Below are 18344 nucleotides of genomic sequence, written 5' to 3'. Positions count from 1 at the left end.
GCTGGGAGCTGGTGTCCCCGGCAGAATCTGGTCTCCCACCAGCTGCAGCTGGTGGGACGCCGGCTCGATGCGGGGACACCACGCCCCAGCTGGGAGCGGGCACCTCGCACGGGCTGCGACTGCCCGCGTCACCCGATGCCGTTCGTCCCCCGCGCGGCACCGAAAGGCGGCTCCGGCGTTCCGCCCCCTATTGGAAGCCGCTCGTGCAGTGAGGGTCCGACTGTCCCCCGCGCGGCGCCGACTCCCCCACGTGACGCCACGGCGCCCCCCACGCGACGACGGATCAGCCGACGGCGACGCCGGACTCGGTGTAGACGATCCGCAACGCCAGGCCGGCCTCCGGGCCCATGACCCGCGCAGCGAGGTCTACGACGGCGCGGGTGAACGACGGGCCGTGCGCGGCACCGCCGGCGCCCGACGTCGCGACCACGTGGTGCGCGAGTTCGTGCAGGATCACCAGCTCCCGCAGCGCCCACGTGCCGTCCCGGGTGGCGGGAACCGCGATCACACCTCCGGCCTCGTAGTGCGCGCCCGCCGAGCCGGCCCGCGCGCGGACTCGCACCCGGCCCGCGCCGAGCACACGGTCGACGTACGCCTGCACCGAGTCGACCGCGGCGAACCGGGCCTCGGGCGGCAGGGTCAGCGGGACTCCCAGGACGTCGACGGTGCGCCCTCCCCCGGCGTGGTCGAACAGGCCGCGGACCAACTCCTCCGCCCGGTAGACCGCGGCCCGCTGCACATCCTAGACGTCCTTAGCCACCTTGAGCTGCTCGATGATCGCCTTGCCCGTCGCGGCCATGTCGTCGCGGCCGATCGGGATCACCAGCATCGCGTACGTCTGCGGGGCGGACGCGATCACGATGACCGTCACGTCGTCACCGGCGACCGTGACGTCCGGTGCGGTCACGAGGATCTTCCCGGTGACTTTCGCGGCGGCCACCCCGTCGACGGTGATCGACTCCGGCGGCGTCTGCTCGACCCGCTTGCTGGTGGCCGAGTTGTACCCGGCGCCGTCGGCGATGCACTGGATCATCCGCGCAGCCGCGTCCTTGGGGTCCAGTTTGGAGCCGAAGTTGGTCTGCCCGACCTCGGCGCCCGCCTGCCACGGCTGACCGTCTCCCATCGACTTCTGCAGGCCGGCGGCGGCGATGCTCTGCGCGTACACCGTGTAGCTCTCGCGCTCCCACCCGGGCGCCGCCGACACGGGGAACGACAGCGGGCCCGACGAGACGCGGTCGGTGATCTCCGACGCGAGCCCGGTTCCCGGCATGCCGCAGTCGCCGCCCGTACTTCCGCCGGTCGTGGTGTCGGCGGCGCTCGACGTGGGCGCCGCGACCGTGGGGTCCTCGCTGGATGACGACCGCACGACCAGGAACACGGCCGCGAGCGCGACCACGATCACCAGGCCCACGGCGACGCCGATCGCGACGAACAGGCCGGTGCGCTTGGGCCCCTGCGGCGGCTGCCCTGCGGCCCCTGACCGGGGTACTGGCCCGGGTACTGATACGGCTGCTGCTGGTAGCCCTGCTGGTACTGCTGCGAGTACGGATCGGGCTGCTGGCCGCCGTATCCGTACTGATAGCCGCCCTGCGCGTACGGATCGGGCTGCTGCGCGTACGGGTCCGGTTGCTGCTGACCGTACGGATCCTGCGGGTTGCTCATACGTCCCTCGCCACCTTGAGCTGCTCGAAGATCTGGTTCGCCACCGCCGCGAGGGCGGTATCGCCGATCGGAGTGTCCGACTCGAAGTATGCCTGGGGTGCCGAGTCCATGACCACCACCGTAACGACATCGCCTGCGATCGCGAGGCCCGAGCGGCTGACCAGGATCCGGCCGGTGACCCGCGCGGCGGGCACGCCGTCGACGGTGATCGGCTCAGGGTCGGTCAGCCCCTCCAGGCGAGGGCGGTACGAGTCGTACCGACTGCTGCCCACGATGCACGGGATGATCCGCCGCGCAGCCTCATGGATCGATACCTTCGGAGAGAAGGTGGTGAGGCCGATCTCCGCATGCGCGTCCCACCGGTGCCCCGGCACCGGCGTACGCAGCCCCGCGGACTGCGCGCCCGGCGAGAACAGCTGGTAGCGCTGCGGCGACCAGCCCGGCGCCGCCGAGACCGGGAATGACACCGGCCCCGACACCACCCGCTCACCGATCGGGGTCGTCGAGCTCGGCCCGGGGAGACCGCAGGTTCTCCCCGTCGCGGTGCTCGTGGACGACGGTGCCGCCCCCGCCTGCGAACCCCCGCCCGTGCTGCGCACGACCAGCACGGCCGCGATCACCGCGACGAGGAGCACCACCACGACCGCCGCGCCGACCGCCCACCACACCGCCGCGGACCGCCGCGGCGGTGGCGGCGGCGGCGAGTGCGGCACGTACGGCGGGGCACTACGCGCCCCGCTCCAGTTCGCCGCGGCCGCCGCCCAACTCGGACGTGTCGCCGAGACGCGCGGACCGGCCCGCCCTGTCGCCCGCGCGGCGGGCACCGTCGGAATAGCCGGCGGAGGCGGAGGACCCGCGCCACCGGCCCCGGGCCGAGGACTGCTCCCGGTAGAACGACTTCAGCTCGAGTTCCTTGTCACGCAGGGCGACCGCGGTGCCGGGCTCGCCCTGGGCCGTGGCCTGCGCCGTCTCCGCCGCGCGGGCCTCCGCGAGCCGTGCCCCGATGCGCGCGGCGAACGCCGATTGGAAGTTGATCCGCGCCGTGACCGCAGCGACCGGTTTCGTCTCGACCCACCGGCGCCGAGTGCGACGGTCCTCGTACAGCTGCTGCACCGTCTCCGACTTGTGGGCGCCCGACCGCAGGTACGCGTCCGACGCGCGGACCATCTGGATCACCAGCGACGCGTACAGCGCCTCGCACGCGTCCACGTCCTCCGCGAACCCGTAGGCGAACACGAACGTGGAGTTGGACGCCACGTCGCACCGCACGTCGTTCGACTGCGCGATCGCGACGAACAGCTCGACGAACGTGCGCAGCCCGCGCCTGCCCGCCTCCCCGATCCGGACGGTGCGCTGCTGCGCGCCGCGCGCGCCGGCTCGGCACCGCGCCGATGCGCCCGCGCCACGGCGAGATCGATCGACGCCGCCGTGGCCAGTCGCTGCGCCGCCTCAGTGAAGGTGGCGGCCTCGTGCTCGTTGTCCGTGCCCTCGGCCTGCCGCAGCAGCGCCCCGATGCGCGAGAGCAGCTTGTCGTCGTCCATAGCGGCGAGGATACCGACGACCGCCGACACGTTTTCGCTGTCGCACAGGCGCCGCCGCCGCGGAGACGCGCCGCGCGCGCCAAGCCGGCGACAAGCGCGCCGTCAGGCCGGTCGGCTACGCTTAGCTCGCACTTAGCTTTCGTCTTCACAAGGGGAGAATTCACGATGTCGACGCCGAATGATCCGTACGGCCAGCCGCAGGACCCGAACCAGCCCTACGGTCAGGATCCGTTCCAGAAGCCGTCGGGTCAGCCCGACTACGGCCAGCAGCAGTACGGCCAGCAGCAGTACGGGCAGCAGCAGTTCGGCCAGCAGCCGTACGATCCGCAGTTCGGCCAGCAGCCGTACGGCCAGCCGGCGTACGGCCAGCCCGCGCCGTTCGGCCCGAACGGCGAGAAGATCGAGGATCCCGAGAACACGATGGGCATCGTCGGCCTCATCCTGGCCGTCGCGTGCTGCGGCCTTCCCGGCCTCATCGTCAGCTGGATCGCTCTGAACAAGTCCAAGCAGCGCGGCTACAAGAACACGCTCGCGCTCGTGGGCGTCATCCTCGGCGGCATCGCGACCGCGGGCATCGTCGCCTACATCATCTTCTGGCTGGTCGTCGTGGGTCTCGCGTCGTCGTCGAGCTCGTACTTCCTGGTCTGAGCCCGACCTCACGGCGCCCGGAACACCGGCCCGGAACACCGAGAAACCCCGACCACAGGTCGGGGGTTTCTTCGTCAGTGTCCCTGAACGGGAAGGGCTTACGCCTCTTCCTCGGTGAGGTTGCTCACGCGCTGCGGGTCCACCTGGATGCCCGGTCCGGTGGTCGTCGAGACGGTGACCTTCTTCAGGTACCGGCCCTTGGCCGCCGACGGCTTCGCGCGCAGGATCTCGTCCAGCGCGGCGCCGTAGTTCTCCACCAGCTGCTTCGCATCGAAGGAGGCCTTACCGATCACGAAGTGAAGGTTGGCCGCCTTGTCGACGCGGAAGTTGATCTTGCCGCCCTTGATGTCGTTCACGGCCTTGGTCACGTCGGGGGTGACGGTGCCGGTCTTCGGGTTCGGCATGAGGCCACGCGGGCCCAGGACGCGAGCGATCCGGCCGACCTTGGCCATCTGGTCCGGGGTGGCGATCGCGGCGTCGAACTCGAGCCAGCCGCCCTGAATCTTCTCGATCAGGTCCTCGGCGCCCACCTCGTCGGCACCCGCGGCCTTGGCCTCCTCGGCCTTGTCGCCGACGGCGAACACGATCACGCGCGCCGTCTTACCCGTGCCGTTCGGCAGGTTGACGGTGCCGCGCACCATCTGATCGGCCTTACGGGGGTCGACACCGAGGCGCATCGCGACCTCGACGGTGGCGTCCTGCTTGGTGGAGGAGGTCTCCTTGGCGAGCGTGACGGCCTCGAGCGGGCTGTACAGCTTGTCCTTGTCGACCTTCTCGGCAGCGGCCTTGTAGGCCTTGCTGTTCTTGCTCATGTATCTAGCTCTTTCTTATCTTGCCCACTACGGGCAGGAGTGGTTCCGCGGGCCGAGCCGGCCTCCCACGGGAGGCTTACGCCTCCCGATCCGACTACTCGACGGTGATGCCCATCGAGCGAGCAGTGCCGGCGATGATCTTCGCGGCCTGATCGACGTCGTTCGCGTTCAGATCTTCCTTCTTGGTCTCGGCGATCTCGCGCACCTGATCCCAGGTCACCTTGGCGACCTTGTTCTTGTGCGGCTCGCCCGAGCCCTTCTGCACTCCTGCGGCCTTGAGCAGCAGCTTCGCAGCGGGAGGAGTCTTCAGCTTGAAGTCGAAAGAACGGTCCTCGTAGACCGTGATCTCGACGGGGATGACGTTGCCACGCTGCGACTCGGTCGCGGCGTTGTACGCCTTGCAGAACTCCATGATGTTGACGCCGTGCTGACCAAGCGCGGGACCCACGGGCGGAGCAGGGTTGGCCTGCCCGGCCTGGATCTGCAGCTTGATGAGCCCGGCGACCTTCTTCTTCTTCGGGGGCATCCTCAGTATCCTTTTTCATCACCCCGCGCCTTTGCAGCGGCGCGGGAAGCATGTTCTCGCTAGGAGATCTTCTCGACCTGGTTGAAGGCCAGCTCGACGGGCGTCTCACGACCGAAGATCGACACCAGCACCTTGAGCTTGCGCTGCTCGGCGTTGATCTCGCTGATGGACGCGGGCAGGGTCGCGAACGGGCCGTCCATGACGGTGACCGACTCGCCGACCTCGAAGTCGACCTCGACCGCGGGGCCCTGCGAGACCGTCGCGCCGGACGCTGCGGCGGCACCGTCGGACCCGGCGACGGCCCTGTCCTTGGCGGGCTTGGTCCGGGCGCTCTCGGGGAGCAGGAACTTCACGACCTCGTTCATCGTGAGCGGCGAGGGCTTGCTGGTCAGGCCGACGAAGCCGGTGACGCCGGGGGTGTTACGGACCGCGCCCCACGACTCGTCGTTGAGGTCCATGCGAACCAGGATGTAGCCCGGCAGCACCTTACGGTTGACCCGCTTCTGCTGGCCGTTCTTGATTTCGGTGACCTCTTCGGTGGGGACCTCCACCTGGAAGATGTAGTCGCCGACGTCGAGGTTCTGGACACGGGTCTCGAGGTTGGCCTTGACCTTGTTCTCGTAGCCCGCGTAGGTGTGGATCACGTACCAATCGCCGGGGGCGATGCGCAGCTGCGCCTTCAGCTCCTCGACCGGGTCGATCTCCTCCTCCTCGGCCTCCTCCTCGACGAGCTCGGCGCCGTCGCCGGCGGCCGCGTCCTCCTCGGGGGTGCCGAAGACGCTCTCCTCGGTCTCGATCAGGGCTTCGTCCTCGGCCGACACCTCGGTCGCCGCGGCAGCGTCGTCGACCAGCACGTCCTCCTGGACGTCCTGCTCTGCCTCGTTGTGCTCCGGGGTGCTCACAGCGCCGAAGTTCCTTCCGTCTCGTCGTTCCGTGGTCCGGCTACTTGCCGAACGCCCACAGCATCAGCTTCGCGAAGCCGAGGTCCAGCAGGCTGACGAACGCGGTGAGGACCACCACGAACACCAGCACGATGATCGTGTAGTTGACCATCTGGCTCTTGGTGGGCCAGATGACCTTGCGCAGCTCGGCGACGACCTGGCGCAGGAACAGCCACACCGCAGCGAACGGATTGCGCGACTCCTTCTTGGCCGCGGCCTTCTTCGACGGGCCGGCCTCCGCCGCCTCACCGGGCGCGGGAGCCTCCGCCAGCGCGGTGCGACCGCGACGGCCGCTCGAGCGCTTACCGGAGGGACGGGCCTGCTGGGCGTCTTCGGCGGCGCTGTCGCCGGCGGTCTCGCCGGTGGTCGCGTCGTCCTTGTCGTCGCTCACGCACATCCCTCCGCTGGATCTTCCAGCGGGCGTCGGCCCGCCGATTTCGACAGCCGGGCCGGGGCCCGCCTATGCAGGGGCGACAGGACTCGAACCTGCGACCTGCGGTTTTGGAGACCGCTGCTCTACCAACTGAGCTACACCCTTGCGGGACCTTCCGGCCCCGCACTTCCCCACCTTTCGATGGGCGCGCTTTCGCACGCCCGCCTTCTGGTGCGGACAGTTCAGTGTACGGCACATCGGTGCCGCACCTCAAAACGCCCCGTCAGGCGAACTGGACGGTGGCGATCGGCTTGCCGAAGATCTTGCGCTCGCCCTGCTTGACCGTCAGGAACACGACGCCGGTCTTGGTCTCGGGGTCGAGCGACTTGATCTTGCCGGTGTACTGCAGCTCGGCCTTCTGATCGGCCGGGACGTACACCATGGCGCTGAACCGGACGCTGTACTCCTTGAGCGCACCCGGATCGCCCAGCCACTCGGTGATGTAGTTCGAGCCCAACGACATCGTCAGCATGCCCTGCGCGACCACGTCCTCCATGCCGGCCAGCTTCACGATGTGATCCGACCAGTGGATGGGGTTGGGGTCGCCGGTGACGCCGGCGTAGTTGACCAGGTCGCCGCGGGTCAGCTCGAAGGTCCGCTCGGGGAGCTCGTCGCCCACCGACACGTCCGCGAAGTTACGAAGCGCCATACATCATCACCTTTTCCATTGCGTTGATGAAGGCGGCATCCTCGCCCTCACCGGACCGGCCGGCCAGTGTGGTCCACGACGTGACCAACGGGTTGCCGTCCTGGTCCGAGATCTCGTTCCGCGTGACGATCAGGTCGACACCGGCGGCCTGCTTGAACTGATCGAAGTGCACGTGCGTGGTCAGCGTCATCCCCGCGACGATGGGCGCGTGGAACTGGACCTTCTGCTCGGACTGCACGACGGGCCGACGGCCGTAACCGACGATGGCGTTCTCGAACAGCGGGCGGTGCGCGATGATCCCGATGAGCGAGAACATGATCGGGGGCGCCACGATGTCGGCGTAGCCGGCCGCCTGCGCGGCCTCCACGTCGTGATGGACCGGGTCGGTCAGCTGGCTCGCGTTGGCGAACTCGCGGACCTTCTCGCGGCTCACGTAGTACTTCTCGGCGAACTCGTAGTTGTAGCCGACCGCGGCGCGCGTGCGCTCCGCGACTTCTTCGGGGCTGAGCTGCTCGGTGACCGGACCACCCGGCACATCGATGTCATTGCTCACGTGTGGGACCTACCTAACGTGAAAGGGCTGAAGGGTAGTATGCCAAAAGGGAGGGCGTCCTGGCCGGACACCCTCCCTGAGGTCAACGTGTTACGTCAGCGCGACTCTCGGTGCGCCTGGTGCGAGCCGCAGTTCGGGCAGAACTTCTTCAGCTCGAGGCGATCGGGGTCGTTGCGCCGGTTCTTCTTGGTGATGTAGTTGCGGTGCTTGCACACCTCGCACGCCAAGGTGATCTTGGGGCGGACATCTGTCGATGAAGCCACGACGGTCCCTCTTTCACGATCTTTGTGTCAGTTGTAGCGGTGGGGGGCTCGATCCCCGACCTCACGATTATGAGTCGTGCGCTCTAACCAGCTGAGCTACACCGCCCTGAGCTATCAGCACATTGCACTGGTCTAGCGAGCCCCCTGACGGAATCGAACCGTCGACCTTTTCCTTACCATGGAAACGCTCTGCCGACTGAGCTAAGGGGGCGTGCCTCGGGTCGCCGTTCCCGGCGCTCCAAGAGCCTCAACGAGATTACACACCGCGGCGGAGTTCATCCAAATCCGCAGGTCAGCTCGTTATCGCTGCGGCCCCCGATGATCAGATCACCGGGGGCCGCAGCTGGTGGCACGTGTAGGATTCGAACCTACGTAGGCAAAGCCGACGGATTTACAGTCCGCTCCCATTGGCCGCTCGGGCAACGTGCCTTTGCTGTCCGTGAGGGCAGCGGACGATAGACTACAACGCCCCCGTGGGGGCGCGCAAACCCGCAGGTCAACTGAGTAGGAGTCCCGCCGAGATGGCCGATTCGTCGTTCGATGTCGTGAGCAAGATCGATCGCCAGGAGGTCGCGAACGCCCTGAACCAGGCGTCGAAGGAGCTGAGCCAGCGGTACGACTTCCGCGGCACCAACACCACCGTCGAGTTCTCCGGCGAGGACAAGGTGGTCCTCACCTCCGACGCCGAGGAGCGCGTCAAGGCGGGCCTCGAGGTGTTCCAGGAGAAGCTGATCAAGCGCGGGATCTCGCTCAAGGCCTTCGACGCCGGCGAGCCCGTCGCCTCCGGCAAGACGTACAAGATCACCGGCTCGCTGGTCGAGGGCATCACCAGCGAGAACGCGAAGAAGATCAGCAAGCTGATCCGCGACGAGGGCCCCAAGTCGGTGAAGGCCCAGATCCAGGGCGACGAGCTGCGCGTGTCCAGCAAGTCGCGCGACGATCTGCAGGCAGTCCAGTCGCTGCTCAAGAACTCCGACCTCGACATCGCGGTGCAGTTCGTCAATTACCGCTGAGGCCGCTGGTTCGACGGTGCGCCGCGGCCGGGCCGCGTGGTTCGACGGTGCGCCGCGGCCGGGCCGCGTGGGGATGTTGCCGCTCGCTTAGACGTCCTCACCTCGCCTAACGGCTCGGCTCGTCCGATGCGCTCGACGGCGTCATCCCCACCCGTCCCTCGGTTCGTCCGGTCTCCCGCTGGCCGAGTCTGCGGCCATCGAGCAGGGGGCGCAGCTGTGGGTTTTCTCACCTGAGACCCGGGCTGCGGATTTCGTCACTGCGCTGGAGGTTGGGGACGGCCGGGGCTGCGGGAAGGCACAGTCGGGCCGGGGAGGCGAGGCGACGGGCGAACGCCCCCCGCGCGTAGCCGATCCGCGACCCAGAGGTTCCGTCCCCTACCGGAGGAACGGCGCGCGGTAGGGGTTCGGTTGTCCCCGCGCGGCGCCGAATCCCCCACCAGAAGCCAGACCTCCCATGCTGAACGCCAGGTCCCCCGCCGAGAGCCACCCGGCGCCGGCCGAGTCAGGCGGCGAGGAGGCCGTGGCGGGCGAGGGCGGGCCGCAGTTTAGCGCGCAGCCGGGAGTCGACGACCAGGTCGTTCCAGTCCCACCGCACGACCTCGAAGCCGGCGCGGACGAACAGCGCGTGGCGCTCCTTTTCCGCCTCGAGCGCCGCGGCGCGCTCGGCGTCGGTCGTGCCGTACTTACCCTTGCCGTCGAACTCGCCGATGAGCGGTCCCCACTCGAAGTCGGCGAACACCTGCGCACCGCCGAAGCGGTACTCCGTCTGCAATCGCGGCATCGGCAGGCCCCAACCGTGCATCAGCACTCGCGACCACGATTCCCCCGGCGACTGGCTGCAGTCGACGGACAAGGCCAGAGCACGACGAGCACTCGCCGATCCCCGTCGGCGCCCCAACCGGTCGAGGCACTCGGTGAGCGCCGCCAGGGACACCGGCTGCGGATCCGACGGCGCCGGGATCCGCGGCACGAACCGCACCGCGTCGATCGCGGCGACGGCGCGGATCAGGTCGCCGGTCATCGCTACGTCGATCGGCGTACGCACCCGCGAGGTCACGCGCACGCCGCCGAGATCGACGATCTCGGCGGGCAGCAGCGGACGCGGATGAACGTGGATCCCGGGGCGCCGGCCGCCGCCGTGGGTACGCGCCACGGTGAAGTGCACGTCCGTACGCGCCGGCTGCAGGAACGGGGATGTCGTGCAGCGCCGCGGCGCTCTCGTGGCTGACCACCCCGCCGCACGATGTCGCGGCGGCCAGCACCCGCATCCGGTACAACTCGACCGCCGGATACTCCGCCGCCAGCGCATACACCCCTTTCGCCAGCCGGATCAGCTCCGCTCGGTCCACGGCGCGGCTGATCTCGGCTCTGTTGCGGCCGGTCGCCAGCAGGTACTCCCTCGTCAGTAATTCCCCCATGGGCTATCCCAGCACGCGCTTCTCACCCGCCCCCGGCTCCAGCGGCAATTCATCCACAGCTACCAGCCAGTATCCACACCTTTTCGTCCCCCGCGCGTAGCCGATCCGCGACCTGGAAGTTCCGCCCCTCACCGCAGGAACGGCGCACAGCAGGGGCTCGTCCGTCCCCCGCGCGGCGCCAGTTCCCCCACCGGACGCCGAGGGCGGACCGTCGGGTCGCTAGCCGGTGAGGGCCGCCAGACGCTGCACGCGATCGGCGACGGGCGGCTGCGTGCGGAACACGCGGGCGCGCCGGTCGCCGTCGCGGAAGGGACACACGAGCATGGTGTGGGCGTGGACGGCGATGTCGGGATCCGGGGCAGCGCGGCGTCGGCGACGCCCGCGGACGCCTTCTCCAGCGCGCGGATCATCGACGCCGGTGCCGCGGTGAGCAGGGCGCCGTCGTGATCGGCCCGGAAGTCGACGGTGCGCGAGACGCCCAGGCGGATGAGCGCGCCGGCGATCGGCGCCAGCACCGAGAGCATCGCCTCCACCACGCGGCTGCGCCGCGACCCGCCGTCGCCGAACCCCAGCAGGTAGCCGAATCCCGCGAAACCGCAGATCACCGCACCCAACGCGCCGGCGATCGACGACACCAGCGTGTCCCGCGACCCGATCCGGGCGAGCTCATGGCCGACGACGGCCCGCAGTTCATCGGCCTCGAGCAGCGCCAGCAGGCCGGCCGTCACGCACACCGCGGAGTGCGTCGGCGAGTGCCCCACCGCGAACGCGTTGGGCGCGGCGGTCGGCGAGAGGTAGACGGTCGGCATCGGCAGCCGCGCGACCGTCGACATCTCGCGAACGACGGCGAACAATGCGGGCTGCTGCAGCTCGGAGACGCGGCGCGCGTGCATCGCGCGCAGCGGCAGTGACGGCCCCGACACGTAGAGGTACGCGCACAACCCGGCGGCGAGCACGATGGACAGCAGGAACGCCATCTCGCCGAACACGGCCCCGGTCGCCATCACGAATCCCGCGACCAACGCCAGGAGCAGCGCGGTGCGGATCCGGTTCCCTAGCCCGTGGGCCTGCACGCGGAGGACCTCAGCCCAGGCGGGCGACCGTGAACGTGACCAACGACTCGAGCGACGCCCGCGGCTCGGACTCCGGCAGCGCCGCGAGTTCGGTGCGCGCGCGGTCCGCGTACTCCTCGAGCGTGACGCGGGCCCGCTTCATACCGGCGGACCGGTCGAGCAGCGCGATGGCCTCGTCGACCAGGGCATCGTCGGTGACCGGACCGGTCAGGATGGCACGCAAGCGGTCACCGTCCGGCCCCGGATCGCGAAGGGCGTGCAGGACCGGCAACGTCCAGACGCCCTCCCGCAGGTCCGTGCCGGGCGTCTTGCCCGACTGCTGCGCGACGGAGCTGATGTCGATGATGTCGTCGCTGATCTGGAAGGCCATGCCGATGTCGGCACCGATGCGGTACATGCGCTGCGCGAGCTCCTCGTCGGCCCCGCCGTGCAGCGCGCCGAGCAGACCGCAGGTGGCGATCAGGCTGCCGGTCTTGCCCCAGATCGTGTCCAGGTAGTGCTGCACCGGGTCGGCATCGCCGGCGCCCTTGAGCTCGAGCATCTGGCCCGTCACCAGCTCGCCGAAGCACTTCGCGATCACGCCGACGGCGCGCGGACCGAGGTCGGCACCGAACGCCGAGGCGCGCGCGAACAGGTAGTCGCCGGCCAGGATGGCGATCGAGTTGCCCCACCTCGCGTTCGCCGATGGCGCCCCCCGGCGCGTGTCCGCCTCGTCCATCACGTCGTCGTGGTAGAGCGTGGCCAGGTGGGTGAGCTCCATCGCCGCCGCGGCCGTGATCACCTCGGGCGACGGCGTCCCGCCGATCCGTCCGGACAGCACGGTGAACATCGGCCGGAACCGCTTCCCGCCCGCCTCGAACAGATGCAGCGCCTCCTCGATCACGCACCCGTCGGCCTCGGCGATGCCGTCGGCGATCACCTGCTCGACACGGGCGAGGTCCGCGCGGACCCCGGCCGCGAACTCGTCGGACCCCAGCTGGACTCCGGCCACCGTCTTCTCCACGTGGTTCAGCCTAGCGGTCGGGTCGCGGTGTGCAGGGCGACGATGCCGCCCGTCAGGTTCGTCCAGGCCACGTCGCCCCAGCCGGCGTCACGCACGACCTGCGCGAGTTCCTCCTGCGTCGGCCACTTCTTGATGGACTCGGCGAGGTACTCGTACGCCTCGGGGTTCGACGATCCGCGGGCAACCACTTGGATCGCCTGCAACGCCACGTTCTCGTAGAGCGCACGGAATGCGCCGTTGGTCGGCGTCGAGAACTCACAGACCACGAGCCGGCCGCCGGGCCGCACCACGCGCGCCATCTCGCGCAGGCCGGCCGCGGTGTCCTGCACGTTGCGCAGGCCGAACGAGATGGTGGCGGCGTCGAAGGAGTCGTCGGCCAGGGCAGCGCCATCGCGTCGCCCGCGACCATCGGCACGCGCCGGAACGCGCCGGCCTGCAGCATGCCGGTGGAGAAGTCGCACGCCGCGGCCCAGGCGCCGGAGCGGGCGAGCTCGACGGTCGAGACACCGGTGCCGGCGGCCAGGTCGAGGACGCGGTCGCCGGGACGCAGCTGCAGCGCGCGGCGGGTGCGCCGCCGCCAGTAGCGATCGAGGCCGCCCGTCATCAGCGTGTTGGTGATGTCGTACCGGCGGGCGACACCGTCGAACATCGACGCCACCTCACCGGGTTGCTTGTCCAGGATGCCCTCGCCATGCCCCGAAAGCTACACGACGGCGCGCACACCGCGACCGGCTGCGGGTCCGGCGATCACGTCCGCGTAGTGGCCGAACAACTGGTCGCACAGCGCGGGCCAGGTGCGCGCCAGCACCGACTTGCGGGCGGCGTCGCCGAACCGCGCGCGCAGGGCGGGATCGGCCAGGGTGTCGATCACGCCGGGCAGCAGGTCGGCGAACTCGGCGGTCGGCAGCAGGTAGCCGTTGCGGCAGTGCGCGACCAGGTCGCGCGGGCCGCCCTGGTCCGGGGCGATCGACGGGACGCCCGACGCGAGCGCCTCCTGGACGGCCTGGCAGAACGTCTCGTGCTCGCCGGGGTGCACGAACACGTCGAGCGAGGCGTACGCCGCGCCGAGGTCCGCGCCGCCGAGCTGGCCGGTGAAGACCGCTCCGGGCAGCAGTGATTCGAGCCGCGCCCGCTCCGGGCCGCCGCCGACGATGACGAGCTGCACGTCGTCGCGGTGCGCGAGGCCGGCGAGCCGCTCCACGTGCTTCTCCGCGGCGAGCCGCCCGACGAACCCGACGACCAGCCGATCGGGACGTTCGCCCAGCCAGGCGGCGCGGAGCGACGCCGACCGATGTGACGGGGCGAAGCGCTCCGCATCCACGCCGCGGGCCCAGGTCTTCACCCGCGGGACGCGGTGATCGCGCAGGTCCCGCACCGACGCCGACGACGGGGCCAGGGTCAGATCGCACTGCTTGTGCATCTGCCGCGTCCACCACCACGCCGCGCGCTCCAGCGGCCCGAGCCCGTACGAGCCGGCGAAGCCGGCCACGTCGGTCTGGAAGATCGCGACCGTGGGGATGCCGAGCCGCTTCGCCGCGGCCAGCCCGCCCGCGCCCAGGAAGTACGGCGACGCGAGGTGCACCACGTCGGGCGCGAACTCGCGCAGCACGTCCAGGATCAGCATGTTCGGCTGCCCGATCGGCAGCGACGAGATCTTCGGCAGCATCCGCGCCGGTACCCGGTACACGGGGAAGCCCGGTGCTCGAGCGGCGCGGGCTCCTCGCCGGTCACGGAATCGGGCGCGATCACGATCGCCTCGGCGCCCGTGCGGCGGCAGTGCTCGAGGACCCGGAGCACCGAGTTGGTCACACCGTTGACGTTCGGCAGGAAGGACTCCGCGACGATGGCGATACGCACGGCACGAGTGTCCCCCGGCGGGGTGACGGTTCGGGAACCTACCGGTCGACGCCGGGCGGAACGGAAGGTGAACTGTCGTCCGCCTCCGCGCGCCGGTGACCGACCGCGATCAGCACCATCACCGCGCCGATCACCAGCCACGACGCCGCCGCCACCGAGGCCGCGGGCAGCACCGCGACCACGGCGGACCGTCCGGCCACGCGGACGAGCTCGGGATCGGACTTGCTGTACTCCACCTGGATCCGGTCGCCCACCGACAGCTCACTCGGGTACAGCACGCCCAGCGGCGGATTGTGGTTCACGCCGTCGGTCGTGTAAAAGCTCACGGTCGAGCGGCGGGGCCGCGGAGAGCACCTCCGCGGTCGCGACGCCCAGGTCGCGCTCGATGGTCCGGTCGTTGCGCCACGCCGCCGCGACCAGGACCGCGCACAGGGCGGTGATGAGGATCGCCGCCGAGAGCAGCACGATCTGCACGCGCCGCAGCGCCGTCCGGCTCACGCGCCGCGCTCCGGCCCCGCGGTGATCCGGGCCCGCATCGCGGCGTGCAGGGCGCGCAGCCCGTCCCGCTCGGTCAGCACCTCGATCACCTGCAGTCCCTCGCCCGGCGCGCCGGCCTCGACCGCGGTGGCCCGACGGTACGCCACCCCGTACGCCGCGCACAGCGCGCCGATGTCGGTGCCGTGCGGGGTGCCGAACACGCGGGCGGCGGCACCGTCGTACTCGCGACCGGAATAGCGCTCCTCGCCCTGCTCGAGCAGGTTGAAGATGCCGCCCCCGTTGTCGTTGGCGACCACGATCGTGAGGTTGTCCGGCCTCGGCTCGTCGGGGCCGATGAGCAGCCCGGACGCGTCGTGCACGAACGTCAGGTCGCCCATCAGCGCGACGGTGCGCTGCTCCGGGAAGGCGAGCGCGGCCCCGACGGCGGTGCTGACGGTGCCGTCGATGCCCGCGACGCCACGGTTCGACAGCACGCGCACGCCGGGCGGGACGTGCGCAGCGAGCGCCACGTCGCGGACGGGGTTCGACGCCCCGACCACCAGCTGATCGCCGGGCTCGAGCCCCGCGCAGACGGCGCGCGCGACGTGCAGGCCGGTGACGGGCCCGTCTGCGAGCCCCTCCTCGACGGCGTGCCGGGCAGCGGCGTCGGCGTCGGCGCACCGTCGGAGCCAGGACGGATCCGGCGCACCCACCGGGACCACGCGCGTGCCCGTGGCAGCCACGTTGCCGGACACGTCCGGCCAGCGCGGGCCGGTGGTGACGGCGTAGACGGTGACCTCCGGATCGGCCAGCAGGGCGCTGACCTCGCGGTGCAGGGTCGGGCGGCCGCAGATGATGGCCTGCCGGGGCGCCAGCGCGGGCAGCGCCCACGGGTGCAGGAGGGCTCGGGCTTCGGCCCCCGCGGAACTGCTCGCCTGCGGCGACGTCGGTTCCGCCACCGTCGGCAGGCCCGCGAGGGCCGGGTTCTCCCCCGCGCCGTGCCCGGCGATGACGACGGTGTCCGGCGTCAGGTCGATCGGCAGCGGCACGTCGAGCGTGGCGACCGGCGCGACGGTCCACGGACCGCCGTCGGGGCGCCCCTGCGCCAGTTCGGGCGACGGGTCGTCGGGCACGAGGGGCTCGCGCAGCGGGATGTCGAACTGGACGGGGCCGGCGTTACCGGTCCGGGCGCCGCGGGCCGCGGCCAGCGCGCGGCAGACGGCGCTGCGCCACTGCGAGTTGCGGTCGAGTCCCGGCTCGGCGAGCCCGAGCGACAGGGCCGCGCGCACCTGCGTGCCGAAGATCCCGAACTGCTCGACGGTCTGGTTGGCGCCGGAACCGAGCAGCTCGTACGGGCGGTTCGCGCTGATCACCACCAGCGGCACGCGGGCGTAGTTGGCCTCGAACACGGCGGGTGAGAGATTGGCCACCGCCGTGCCGGAGGTCATGATCACCGCGACCGGACGGCGGGACGCGGCGGCGAGGCCGACGGCGAGGAATCCGGCGGTGCGCTCGTCGATCCGCACGTGCAAGCGCAGCTCGCCGCGGGTGTCCGCCGCGTGGACGGCGAAGGCGAGCGGCGCGTTGCGCGAGCCCGGGCACAGCACCACGTCCGTGACGCCGCCGCGCACCAGCTCGTCCACGATCACGCGCGCCTGCAGCGTGGACGGGTTCGGCGGCTTCTGCATGCGCACCACCTTACGACCGCACGCCGCGCCGGCTACTGCGGAGCCGAGCTGAGCACCAGATAGGCGGCGGCGGTCTGCTGGTAGGCCTTCTGCGCGGTCGTCGAGAACGTCTCGTGCAGGTAGCGGCCCCGCCGGACGGTGCACATGGTCCCGGTGCGCTCGATACTGGCGCAGTACACGGAGTTCTTGTCGATCCCCTCGATGGGCGACTCGGTGTTCGAGATCGGGAACTGCGCCGTGAGGAAGGCCTGGGCGTTCGCCGCCGTGTCGAAGCGGGTCACGCGGCTCAGGCTCTCGTCGCCGTTGCTCGCGACCAGCTGCGGGCCGTTCTGGAGCAGTTGAGTGTGCCGCTTCTCCTCGGTCCCCCACAGGTGCGCCTCCGCGCGCGCCGTGCGATAGCCCCGGAGCAGGCCGCCGTCGGCGCTCAGCCCGAACTCGAGCAGCGCCGGGTTCTTCGGACCGGGGAACACCAGAGTCATCATCGCGTCCTGGTCCATCGGGTACTCCGACGGCGTGTCCAGCGGGAGCGGCTTGTAGTCGGCGGTCCTGTCGTACTGCGCGCGCAGCATCTTCGCGGCCACCTCGGACGCCTCCTTCACCGTGGGCAGCACCACCGCGGCGACCACCCACAGGTCTCCGCGGAGCATGACCAGGCTGATCAGCTCGCGTCCGGCGCCCAGCGTCTCGGTGCGGACCGCGATCACCCTGGAGCCCGGGAACGTGGACGTCGTGTCGACCGGTTTCGCCCCCGCCGGGGTGATCGCCGTCAGCGCCCGGTCGGCCGAGCCGGCGTCCCGGAACCGCAGCACGCCCGCCGACCCCCACAGGCCCGTGGTGGCTCCCGTGTCGCCCCGGTTGTCGATGAAACCGGTGAGCAGGTTGTAGCCGCCGAGCGCGGTCGCCTGCACGTCGGTGAAGTGTGGCAGGTTCTTCGGCACCAGCATCTTCGTCGAGATCACCGGCCACGCGGGCGTGACGCGGCGCGAGAACCTCCGGTCCACATCGGACACGAAGATCACGGAGTCCGCGATCCGCCAGCCCTCCTGCTGGTACGCGTCCCCGGGTCGCGCCGCGGCCGGGACCTCCTGCGCGGTGGTCGGATAGTTGCCCGTCTCCAGCCGGGGCGCCGCCGACGGGTCCGCCTGCGGACTGCCGGACACCACCTGCGAGCACGCGCTCGCGAGCACGGCGACGGCCGCCACGAGCACCGTTCCCCATCGACCGCCGGATCCCGTCATGTCGCGAGCCTCCTCCGTCCGCGCCGTCGCAGTCCGAAACTACTCGCGCGGCTTGGCATCCGCTTTCGAACCGCCAGTCCGCGGGCCGGGATCCCGGTCCGCCAGCTTGACGAGCACCGGCGCCGCGAGGAGCAGCACGTCGCGTTCGAGGGGCGTGAGTCGCTCCGCCATCGCCGCTTCCAGCCAGGCGTTGCGGACGGCGCGGTCGTCCTCGATCACGGCGCGGCCCTCGTCGGTGAGCTCCACGTACTGCCGCCGACGGTCCGCCTCGTCCCGGCGCCGGCGCACCAGGCCGGCATCGGTGAGGGCGTTGAGCGCCGGCGTCAGCGTCTGCGCGCGAACGTGGTGTTCCTCCCCCAGCGCCGCGGGGTCGACGGCCCGCCGCGGTCCAGGCTGCCGAGGATCAGGTACTGGGTCTCGGTGAGCGGCCCGGGGCGGCGGTGGGCGCGGATCGCGCGACTGAGTGAGTGCACGCCGTAGCGGAGATCGCCGACATCAGACATAGCAAGAGTTTACTTCATACTTTTGCGTATTTCGCGGGTTGCATCG

At 70.6% G+C, this 18344-nt stretch carries 21 protein-coding genes, 4 tRNA genes and 4 pseudogenes; 2 read left to right on the top strand and 27 right to left on the bottom strand.

Annotation, left to right across the window (positions count from 1 at the left end; genetic code table 11):
• Positions 1–283: 283 nt before the first annotated feature.
• From MTP03_RS03015 to MTP03_RS02995, 5 genes and pseudogenes are all read right to left on the bottom strand, one after another.
• Positions 284–739 (bottom strand): TIGR04338 family metallohydrolase, encoded by a 456-nt coding sequence (locus tag MTP03_RS03015; protein WP_248490652.1) that lies wholly within the window; start codon positions 737–739, stop codon positions 284–286.
• A gap of 3 nt (positions 740–742) precedes the next feature.
• Positions 743–1411, bottom strand: coding sequence for a hypothetical protein (locus tag MTP03_RS03010; protein WP_248490650.1), 669 nt, complete (start codon positions 1409–1411; stop codon positions 743–745).
• Positions 1399–1662 carry a hypothetical protein gene (locus tag MTP03_RS03005; protein WP_248490648.1) on the bottom strand — a complete coding sequence of 88 codons (264 nt, stop codon included), beginning with the start codon at positions 1660–1662 and terminating at the stop codon, positions 1399–1401. The genes MTP03_RS03010 and MTP03_RS03005 overlap by 13 nt, the downstream gene beginning before the upstream one ends.
• Complete coding sequence (locus MTP03_RS03000) at positions 1659–2375, bottom strand: hypothetical protein (protein ID WP_248490647.1); 717 nt, start codon at positions 2373–2375, stop codon at positions 1659–1661. The genes MTP03_RS03005 and MTP03_RS03000 overlap by 4 nt, the downstream gene beginning before the upstream one ends.
• Before the next feature lie 13 nt (positions 2376–2388).
• Positions 2389–3203 (bottom strand): annotated as a pseudogene (locus MTP03_RS02995) (DUF2786 domain-containing protein).
• Between the two features lie 165 nt (positions 3204–3368).
• Between MTP03_RS02995 and MTP03_RS02990 the strand changes: the two are divergent.
• Positions 3369–3851, top strand: a complete 483-nt coding sequence (locus MTP03_RS02990; protein WP_248490646.1) for a DUF4190 domain-containing protein — start codon at positions 3369–3371, stop codon at positions 3849–3851.
• 98 nt (positions 3852–3949) lie between these two features.
• Here MTP03_RS02990 and rplA read toward each other — a convergent pair whose 3' ends face one another.
• The 11 genes from rplA to MTP03_RS02935 all read right to left on the bottom strand — a co-directional run bounded on the left by rplA (position 3950) and on the right by MTP03_RS02935 (position 8457).
• Positions 3950–4663, bottom strand: a complete 714-nt coding sequence (gene rplA, locus MTP03_RS02985) for a 50S ribosomal protein L1 (RefSeq protein ID WP_248490644.1) — start codon at positions 4661–4663, stop codon at positions 3950–3952.
• Between the two features lie 94 nt (positions 4664–4757).
• Positions 4758–5189 carry a 50S ribosomal protein L11 gene (gene rplK / locus MTP03_RS02980; protein WP_068527852.1) on the bottom strand — a complete coding sequence of 144 codons (432 nt, stop codon included), beginning with the start codon at positions 5187–5189 and terminating at the stop codon, positions 4758–4760.
• A 59-nt stretch (positions 5190–5248) separates the two neighbouring features.
• Positions 5249–6091 carry a transcription termination/antitermination protein NusG gene (gene nusG, locus MTP03_RS02975; RefSeq protein WP_248490643.1) on the bottom strand — a complete coding sequence of 281 codons (843 nt, stop codon included), beginning with the start codon at positions 6089–6091 and terminating at the stop codon, positions 5249–5251.
• 40 nt (positions 6092–6131) lie between these two features.
• Positions 6132–6521 carry a preprotein translocase subunit SecE gene (secE, locus tag MTP03_RS02970; RefSeq protein WP_371820865.1) on the bottom strand — a complete coding sequence of 130 codons (390 nt, stop codon included), beginning with the start codon at positions 6519–6521 and terminating at the stop codon, positions 6132–6134.
• 74 nt (positions 6522–6595) lie between these two features.
• Positions 6596–6668, bottom strand: a tRNA-Trp gene (locus MTP03_RS02965).
• Between the two features lie 118 nt (positions 6669–6786).
• Complete coding sequence (gene hadB / locus MTP03_RS02960) at positions 6787–7212, bottom strand: (3R)-hydroxyacyl-ACP dehydratase subunit HadB (protein ID WP_248490637.1); 426 nt, start codon at positions 7210–7212, stop codon at positions 6787–6789.
• On the bottom strand, positions 7199–7765 hold the full coding sequence (gene hadA / locus MTP03_RS02955; protein WP_248490636.1) for a (3R)-hydroxyacyl-ACP dehydratase subunit HadA: 567 nt from the start codon (positions 7763–7765) through the stop codon (positions 7199–7201). The genes hadB and hadA overlap by 14 nt, the downstream gene beginning before the upstream one ends.
• Positions 7766–7860: 95 nt before the next feature.
• On the bottom strand, positions 7861–8028 hold the full coding sequence (gene rpmG, locus MTP03_RS02950) for a 50S ribosomal protein L33 (protein ID WP_013125415.1): 168 nt from the start codon (positions 8026–8028) through the stop codon (positions 7861–7863).
• 34 nt (positions 8029–8062) lie between these two features.
• Positions 8063–8134 (bottom strand) — tRNA-Met (locus MTP03_RS02945).
• Positions 8135–8166: 32 nt separating this feature from the next.
• Positions 8167–8239 (bottom strand) — tRNA-Thr (locus MTP03_RS02940).
• Positions 8240–8372: 133 nt separating this feature from the next.
• Positions 8373–8457: transfer RNA gene (locus MTP03_RS02935), tRNA-Tyr, on the bottom strand.
• Between the two features lie 92 nt (positions 8458–8549).
• Between MTP03_RS02935 and MTP03_RS02930 the strand changes: the two genes are divergently transcribed.
• A complete protein-coding gene (locus MTP03_RS02930; RefSeq protein WP_248490633.1) occupies positions 8550–9041 on the top strand; it encodes a YajQ family cyclic di-GMP-binding protein in 492 nt (163 codons plus the stop codon).
• Positions 9042–9543: 502 nt separating this feature from the next.
• Here the strand turns inward: MTP03_RS02930 and MTP03_RS02925 are convergent.
• The 11 genes and pseudogenes from MTP03_RS02925 to MTP03_RS02875 form a co-directional block, all read right to left on the bottom strand.
• On the bottom strand, positions 9544–10206 hold the full coding sequence (locus MTP03_RS02925; RefSeq protein ID WP_248490630.1) for a hypothetical protein: 663 nt from the start codon (positions 10204–10206) through the stop codon (positions 9544–9546).
• Between the two features lie 381 nt (positions 10207–10587).
• Positions 10588–11532 carry a M48 family metalloprotease gene (locus MTP03_RS02920; RefSeq protein ID WP_248490629.1) on the bottom strand — a complete coding sequence of 315 codons (945 nt, stop codon included), beginning with the start codon at positions 11530–11532 and terminating at the stop codon, positions 10588–10590.
• A 10-nt stretch (positions 11533–11542) separates the two neighbouring features.
• Positions 11543–12535: a polyprenyl synthetase family protein gene (locus MTP03_RS02915; protein ID WP_248490626.1), complete on the bottom strand. Its 993-nt coding sequence runs from the start codon at positions 12533–12535 to the stop codon at positions 11543–11545.
• Between the two features lie 5 nt (positions 12536–12540).
• Positions 12541–13184: pseudogene (locus MTP03_RS02910) on the bottom strand (demethylmenaquinone methyltransferase).
• A gap of 54 nt (positions 13185–13238) precedes the next feature.
• Positions 13239–14392: pseudogene (locus MTP03_RS02905) on the bottom strand (glycosyltransferase family 4 protein).
• Between the two features lie 38 nt (positions 14393–14430).
• Positions 14431–14754, bottom strand: a pseudogene (locus MTP03_RS02900) (DUF3592 domain-containing protein); the annotation flags it as partial.
• Entirely contained in the window at positions 14654–14866 is a 213-nt protein-coding gene (locus MTP03_RS02895) for a hypothetical protein (protein WP_248490619.1), read from the bottom strand. The pseudogene MTP03_RS02900 and the gene MTP03_RS02895, both read right to left, overlap by 101 nt.
• 20 nt (positions 14867–14886) lie before the next feature.
• On the bottom strand, positions 14887–16557 hold the full coding sequence (gene menD, locus MTP03_RS02890) for a 2-succinyl-5-enolpyruvyl-6-hydroxy-3-cyclohexene-1-carboxylic-acid synthase (protein ID WP_248490616.1): 1671 nt from the start codon (positions 16555–16557) through the stop codon (positions 14887–14889).
• Between the two features lie 32 nt (positions 16558–16589).
• Complete coding sequence (locus MTP03_RS02885) at positions 16590–17795, bottom strand: hypothetical protein (protein WP_248490613.1); 1206 nt, start codon at positions 17793–17795, stop codon at positions 16590–16592.
• A 39-nt stretch (positions 17796–17834) separates the two neighbouring features.
• A complete protein-coding gene (locus MTP03_RS02880) occupies positions 17835–18155 on the bottom strand; it encodes a MarR family transcriptional regulator (protein WP_248492022.1) in 321 nt (106 codons plus the stop codon).
• Positions 18119–18298 (bottom strand): hypothetical protein, encoded by a 180-nt coding sequence (locus MTP03_RS02875; RefSeq protein WP_248490611.1) that lies wholly within the window; start codon positions 18296–18298, stop codon positions 18119–18121. Before MTP03_RS02875 ends, MTP03_RS02880 begins: the two co-directional genes overlap by 37 nt.
• Between the last annotated feature and the right edge of the window lie 46 nt (positions 18299–18344).

Source organism: Tsukamurella sp. PLM1, from assembly GCF_023168325.1.
Taxonomy (GTDB): domain Bacteria; phylum Actinomycetota; class Actinomycetes; order Mycobacteriales; family Mycobacteriaceae; genus Tsukamurella.
Note: the sequence above shows the minus strand (reverse complement) of the source record. Positions and strands in the feature narration are given on the sequence as shown.